Below are 6,058 nucleotides of genomic sequence, written 5' to 3'. Positions count from 1 at the left end.
GCCGGGGCGGCGACGGCCGGCTCGGCGGCCACCGGAGCGGCCTCCTCGACGGGCTCGGCATGGCTCACGGCATCCGCGGCCTCGAGGGTGAACGGCTCGGCCGCCTGATCCTCGGCGCCACCTTCCTCGCCCTCGTCGCGCGGGTCGTAGCCGAAGCTGCCATCGGCCGCGACGGCCGCAGGCTGGTCGCCGCGATGACCCTCACCGTCACCGCGCCGGCGGCCGCGCCGCCGGCGGCGGCGGCGGCCGCGGCCSTCGCCATCGGCCTGCTGCTGGCCATGATGCTGCTGCGGCTGTCCCGGACGCTGCTGCTGGCGCGCAGGCTCCCGGGCCTCGGCCGTTTCCTCGACCTCTTCGGTCTCGTCCTCGACCTCTTCGGCCTCGGCCTCCAGCGCGGCGTCGGTCTCGGCCATGATCCGGGCGGTGTTGTCGACCGGAGCCGGCAGGACCGGCAGCTCGGCGCTGCGGGCCCGGGTGCGCTCGATCCGGTGCGCCGGCGGGATCAGGCTGTCATCGGCCTCGACCATCACCCGCACGCCGTAGCGCCGCTCGATGTCGGCCAGGGCGTCGCGCTTCTGGTTCAGCAGGTACAGCGCCATCGCGGTGGCGACATGCACGGTGATCTCGGAGGCGCGCTTGCGGATGCCCTCCTCCTCGATCGCGCGCAGCACCGACAGGGCGGCCGATCCGGTGGTCCGGGTCATGCCCAGGCCGCCGCAATGGGCGCAGGTCTCGAAATGCGTCTCCATCAGGCTCGGGCGCAGCCGCTGGCGCGACAGCTCGAGCAGGCCGAAGGCGCTGATCCGGCCGATCTGGATGCGGGCGCGGTCCTGCCGCATCGCCTCCTTCAGCCGGTGCTCGACCGCCTTGTTGTGGCGGTCGTCCTCCATGTCGATGAAGTCGATGACGATCAGCCCGGCCAGGTCGCGCAGGCGCAGCTGGCGGGCCACCTCGTCGGCGGCCTCCAGGTTGGTCTTGTACGCCGTCTCCTCGATGTTCCGCTCGCGGGTCGAGCGGCCGGAGTTGACGTCGATCGAGACCAGCGCCTCGGTCGGGTTGATGACGATGTAGCCGCCGGAGCGCAGCTGCACCACCGGGCTGTGCATCGCATCGATCTGGCCTTCCACGTTGAAGCGGTGGAAGAGCGGGACGTTCTCGTCCTGGTACGGCTGGACCTTCTTGGCATGGCTCGGCATGAGCATGCGCATGAAGTCCTTGGCGGTGCGGTAGCCCTCCTCGCCGGCGACCAGGACCTCCTCGATATCCTTCGAGTAGAGGTCGCGGATCGCCCGCTTGATCAGGTCCGCCTCCTCATGGATGGCGCAGGGCGCGGTCGACTGCAGCGTCGTCTGCCGGATCGAATCCCACAGTCGCAGCAGGTAGTCGAGGTCGCGCCGGATCTCCAGCTTGGTCCGCTCCAGACCCGCCGTCCGCAGGATGACCGCCATGCCGTCCGGCACGTCCAGGTCATCCATGATCGCCTTCATCTTCTTGCGATCCTTGGGATTGGCGATCTTCCGGCTGATGCCGCCGCCGCGCGGCGTGTTCGGCATCAGCACGCAGTAGCGGCCGGCCAGCGACAGGTAGGTGGTCAGCGCCGCACCCTTGTTGCCGCGCTCCTCCTTGGTCACCTGCACCAGCATGATCTGCCGGCGCTTGATGACCTCCTGGATCTTGTAGTTGCGGTAGTTCGGCAGCTTCGAGCGGCGGTCGCGGGCCTCCTCGGCCTCGTCGCCGCCCAGCACCTCGACGGGCTCGTGCTCGCCGTCATGGCTGTGACCATGACCGTTGCCGTTGCCGTTCTCGCCCTCGGCCGTGGCCGGGTCGTCGCCCTTCGGCGCCTCGGCCGGGGCCAGCAGGGCCACCGGGCCGCTGTCGCCCTCGGTCGACAGGGTCTCGCCGAAGCCGCCCTCGCCCGCGGCCTCGGCGGCGATCACCTCGCCCGCCACGGCGTCGCCGGCCGCCTCGACGGCCTCGACGATCTCGCTCGGGCCGGCCTCGGCGGCCTCGGCGCGGGCCGGGCGGCGGTCACGGCCGCGGCGCCGGCGGGATGCCGGCTCGGCCGGCTTGGCCTCGACGGCCTCGGCCTCGTCGGCCTCCGCCGCCTGGCGGGCCAGCAAGGCCTCGCGGTCGGCGATCGGGATCCGGTAGTAGTCGGGATGGATTTCCGAGAAGGCCAGGAAACCGTGCCGGTTCCCGCCATACTCGACGAAGGCGGCCTGGAGCGAGGGTTCGACCCGCGTCACCTTGGCCAGGTAGATGTTGCCCTTCAGCTGCTTCTTGGCTTCGGTCTCGAAGTCGAATTCCTCGAGCCGATTGCCGTCCAGCACCACCACCCGCGTTTCTTCCGCATGGGTGGCGTCCACCAGCATTCTTTTTGCCATGTACAAACCCTGCGACGCAGCCAGCGGCCCCGCGCGACGAACGGGGCTGCGGCACGTCCTTGTCCTGCCGAAGCCGCCGGGGGCGCGAACCGTGATCACCCGAGAACGGCGCTTCGCAGCAGGCCAGACGGGAGGGTCCGCGACCACCGGTCCGGCGCGGATGCGCCGGGGCACGGCCTCGAGTTGATCTCAATGCCGCCCGACATCCGCAGCCGCGCATCGCGTGCCGGCCGTTCGACGATGGACGTTTCCCGGCGGAAATCGATGTGCCGCCGCGCGGCCGACGCGGATGCCCAGGGGACCTGGAAACCCGATCGGCCGATCGGACAGACTGTCGCGCCGTCACGATACCGAGGCCCCGCGGTTCCGACAATGGGAGATTTCGAGCGTAACAGGCACGCGCGGTCGCAGGGACCTGACTTGGGGTTGGCGCTATGGTAACAGGAGGCCCCGCCGGCCCGCGCGGTCATCAACGGAACACAATCGCGGCCTATTCGCTTCTCCGTCGAGGCCGGCCCCGACGGCCGGTTCCGCCATTCCGGGGCGGCCGCCACCGCCCATTCATTGCCCCCAAGGTCCGATGCGCCTGATCGGCTGGCTCCTGTCCTCCCTCATCCTCCTCCTCGTCATCGCGGCCGTCGGGGTCTTCGCCGCCGCGAGCTATTTCGGCCGCGACCTGCCGGACACGGCGCAGCTGGCCGAATACGCGCCGCCGATCACCACCCGGCTGCACGCGGCCGACGGCCGGCTGATGGCGGAGTATGCCAGCCAGAACCGGCTGTTCGTGCCGTTCGGGGCGATTCCGCCCCTTGTCGCCCAGGCGTTCGTGTCGGCCGAGGACCAGCGCTTCTACGACCATCCGGGCGTCGACCTGCAGGGCGTCGCCCGGGCCGGGATCTCGGCGATCCAGAACTATGCCTCCGGCCGCCGGGTCGAGGGCGCGTCGACCATCACCCAGCAGGTGGCGCGCAACTTCTTCCTGACGCCGGACCGGGCGATCAGCCGCAAGATCCGCGAGATGCTGCTGGCGTTCCGGATCGAGAGCGCCTTCACCAAGCAGCAGATCCTCGAGCTGTACCTGAACCAGATCTATCTCGGCCGCGGCGCCTATGGCGTGGCGGCGGCGGCGCTGGCCTATTTCAACAAGCCGCTGAAGGACCTGACGGTCTCCGAGGCCGCCTTCCTGGCCGGCCTGCCGAAGGCGCCCAGCAGCTACGACCCGAAGACCCGGATGGACGCGGCCGTCAACCGCCGCAACTACGTCATCGGCCGGCTGCTCGAGGACGGGGCGATCACCCGGGAGCAGGCCGACGCCGCCCGGGCCGAGCCGCTGGTGACCAAGGACCGGCGGCAGATCGAGTTCGTCAGCGCCAACTACTTCGCCGAGGAGGTGCGGCGCGAGCTGCAGCGGCTCTACGGCAACGACGCGCTCTACCAGGGCGGGCTGTCGGTGCGCACCTCGCTGGACCCGCATCTGCAGGACCTGGCCGACCAGTCGCTGCGCGACGGCCTGCGCAGCTACGACATGCGGCATGGCTGGCGCGGGCCCTTGAAGAAGATCGAGGGCTTCGACGACTGGGCCGGGCAGCTCGCCGCGATCCAGCGGCCGGCCGGCGCGGGCGACTGGCAGATGGCGGTGGTGCTCGATGTCGACGCCAAGGCCGCCGCGATCGGCTTCTCGGACAAGAGCCACGGCACCATCCCCTTCGCCGAGATGAAATGGGCCCGGCCCTGGCGCGAGAACCAGACCGTCGGCGCCGAGCCGCGCAGGCCGTCCGACGTGCTAGCCAAGGGCGACGTGATCCTGGTCGAGCCGACCGGCGCGGTGCCGGAGGACAAGTCGGTGCCGCAGGAGTTCGGCCTGCGCCAGATCCCCAATGTGCAGGGCGCGCTGGTGGCGCTGGACCCGAACACCGGCCGGGTGATGGCGATCACCGGCGGCTACGACTACGCGATGAGCGAGTTCGACCGCGGCACCCAGGCGGTGCGCCAGCCGGGCTCGACCTTCAAGCCCTTCGTCTATCTGACGGCGCTGGAGGCCGGCTACACCCCGGCCACCATCATCGACGACGCCCCGATCACGATCGATGTCGGCACCACCGACTGGACGCCGGAGAATGACGACCACCGGTTCCTGGGCCCGATGCCGCTGCGCGTCGGCGTCGAGCGGTCGCGCAACCTGATGACGGTGCGGCTGATCCAGGCGGTCGGCCTGGACAAGGTCAAGGACACGGCGGAGCGGTTCGGCGTCTACAAGGACATGCCGCTGCTCTACTCGATGGCGCTCGGCGCCGGCGCCACCACGCCGCTGCAGATGGCCACCGGCTTCGCCCAGATCGCCAATGGCGGCAAGAAGGTGGTCCCGACCTTCATCGACCGGATCCAGGACCGCACCGGCCGCACCATCTACCGGCATGACGACCGCCCCTGCGAGGCCTGCGGCCAGCCCTGGGCCGACCAGGCGACGCCGGTGATCGCGGACACGCGCGAGCAGATCGCCGACCCGGTCTCGGCCTACCAGATCACCTCGATCCTGCAGGGCGTGGTCCAGCGCGGCACCGCCTCGGCGCTGAACAAGCTGGGCTTCACCCTGGCCGGCAAGACCGGCACCACCAACGACGCCAAGGACGCCTGGTTCGTCGGTTTCGCGCCCGACCTGGTGGTGGCGATCTATGTCGGCTTCGACGACCCGAGGACGCTGGGCGCCCGGGAATGGGGGTCGACCGCGGCGCTGCCGATCTTCCGCGACTTCATGTCGGCGGCGCTCAAGGGCAAGGACGTGCCGCCCTTCCGCATCCCGCCGGGGGTCAATCTGGTCAAGATCGACCGGCTGACCGGCCAGCCCGCCTATGGCAGCGGCGGCGACACGATCTGGGAGGCGTTCCGCCCGGGCACCGAGCCCGGCACCGGCTACGCCCTCGACCGGCTCGACGGCGGCGGCGGCACGCCCACCGACCAGGGCACGACCGGCTTCGGCGACACCGTGCCCGACGCGACCACCGGGACCGGCGGGCTGTACTGATCCGCCCGCCGCAACCCGGACGACGCACAGCAATGGGGACAGGCACGATCACCCGTCCCAACCCAGGAGGAACGCATGGCCCTTCGCAAGTTCATCATCGAGCGCGATATCCCGGATGTTGGCACCCTCGAGCGCGAGCAGCTGCGCGGCGCCGCGGCCAAGTCGAACGAGGCGCTGCGTGAGATCGGCCCGGACATCCAGTGGGTCGAGAGCTATGTCGCCGACAACAAGACCTTCTGCGTCTACCTCGCCAAGGACGAGGCGGTGATCCGCAAGCATGCCGAGATCAGCGGCTTCCCGGCGACCAGGATCACCGAGATCCGCAAGATGATCGACCCGACCACCGAGCGGGCCGGCTGACGGATCGCCGGCTGCGGGCGGGGCTGGCGATGGGCCTGTCGGAGTTCATCCGGCTGCTCGAGGCCTATCGCGACACCCGCTACCTGTTCACCGCCGACGGCGCCGGGCACGAGGTGCGGATCGACCGCCGCAACCCGGCGGCCGAGGCCTGGCTGGCCAAGCAGGGCGCCCTTGGGCGCGGCGCGGCCGGCGCCGGCTTCATCAGCGCCGACAACCCGCGCAGCCGGCTGACGCCGGGGGCCGAGAACGCGGCGGCGCGGCAGCGCCTGGCCGCGGCGGTGCGCGGGCGCGG

The 6,058-nt window shown here is 70.8% G+C and carries 4 protein-coding genes; 3 read left to right on the top strand and 1 reads right to left on the bottom strand.

Annotated elements, in window-relative coordinates:
- The coding region (locus tag BWR60_RS35430; RefSeq protein ID WP_088157963.1) for an Rne/Rng family ribonuclease at positions 1–2,384 on the bottom strand (2,384 nt) is incomplete at its 3' end.
- A gap of 580 nt (positions 2,385–2,964) precedes the next feature.
- On the opposite strand from BWR60_RS35430, the gene BWR60_RS35425 reads away from it, so the two are divergent.
- The 3 genes from BWR60_RS35425 to BWR60_RS35415 all read left to right on the top strand — a co-directional run.
- Complete coding sequence (locus BWR60_RS35425) at positions 2,965–5,406, top strand: penicillin-binding protein 1A (RefSeq protein WP_179222079.1); 2,442 nt, start codon at positions 2,965–2,967, stop codon at positions 5,404–5,406.
- Between the two features lie 75 nt (positions 5,407–5,481).
- A complete protein-coding gene (locus BWR60_RS35420) occupies positions 5,482–5,766 on the top strand; it encodes a DUF4242 domain-containing protein (RefSeq protein WP_088157959.1) in 285 nt (94 codons plus the stop codon).
- Positions 5,767–5,795: 29 nt separating this feature from the next.
- Positions 5,796–6,058 (top strand): hypothetical protein (locus BWR60_RS35415; protein WP_218823835.1); only part of this gene is annotated, 263 nt, incomplete at its 3' end.

This window comes from Inquilinus limosus, assembly GCF_002195995.1.
Classification (GTDB): domain Bacteria; phylum Pseudomonadota; class Alphaproteobacteria; order DSM-16000; family Inquilinaceae; genus Inquilinus; species Inquilinus limosus_C.
This window is presented reverse-complemented; position numbering and strand designations above follow the sequence as displayed.

Excerpts from the sequence above, each read along its gene's own strand:
- BWR60_RS35425 (WP_179222079.1), top strand. The coding sequence starts at position 2,965 with ATGCGCCTGATCGGCTGGCTCCTGTCCTCCCTCATCCTCCTCCTCGTC.
- BWR60_RS35420 (WP_088157959.1), top strand. The coding sequence starts at position 5,482 with ATGGCCCTTCGCAAGTTCATCATCGAGCGCGATATCCCGGATGTTGGC.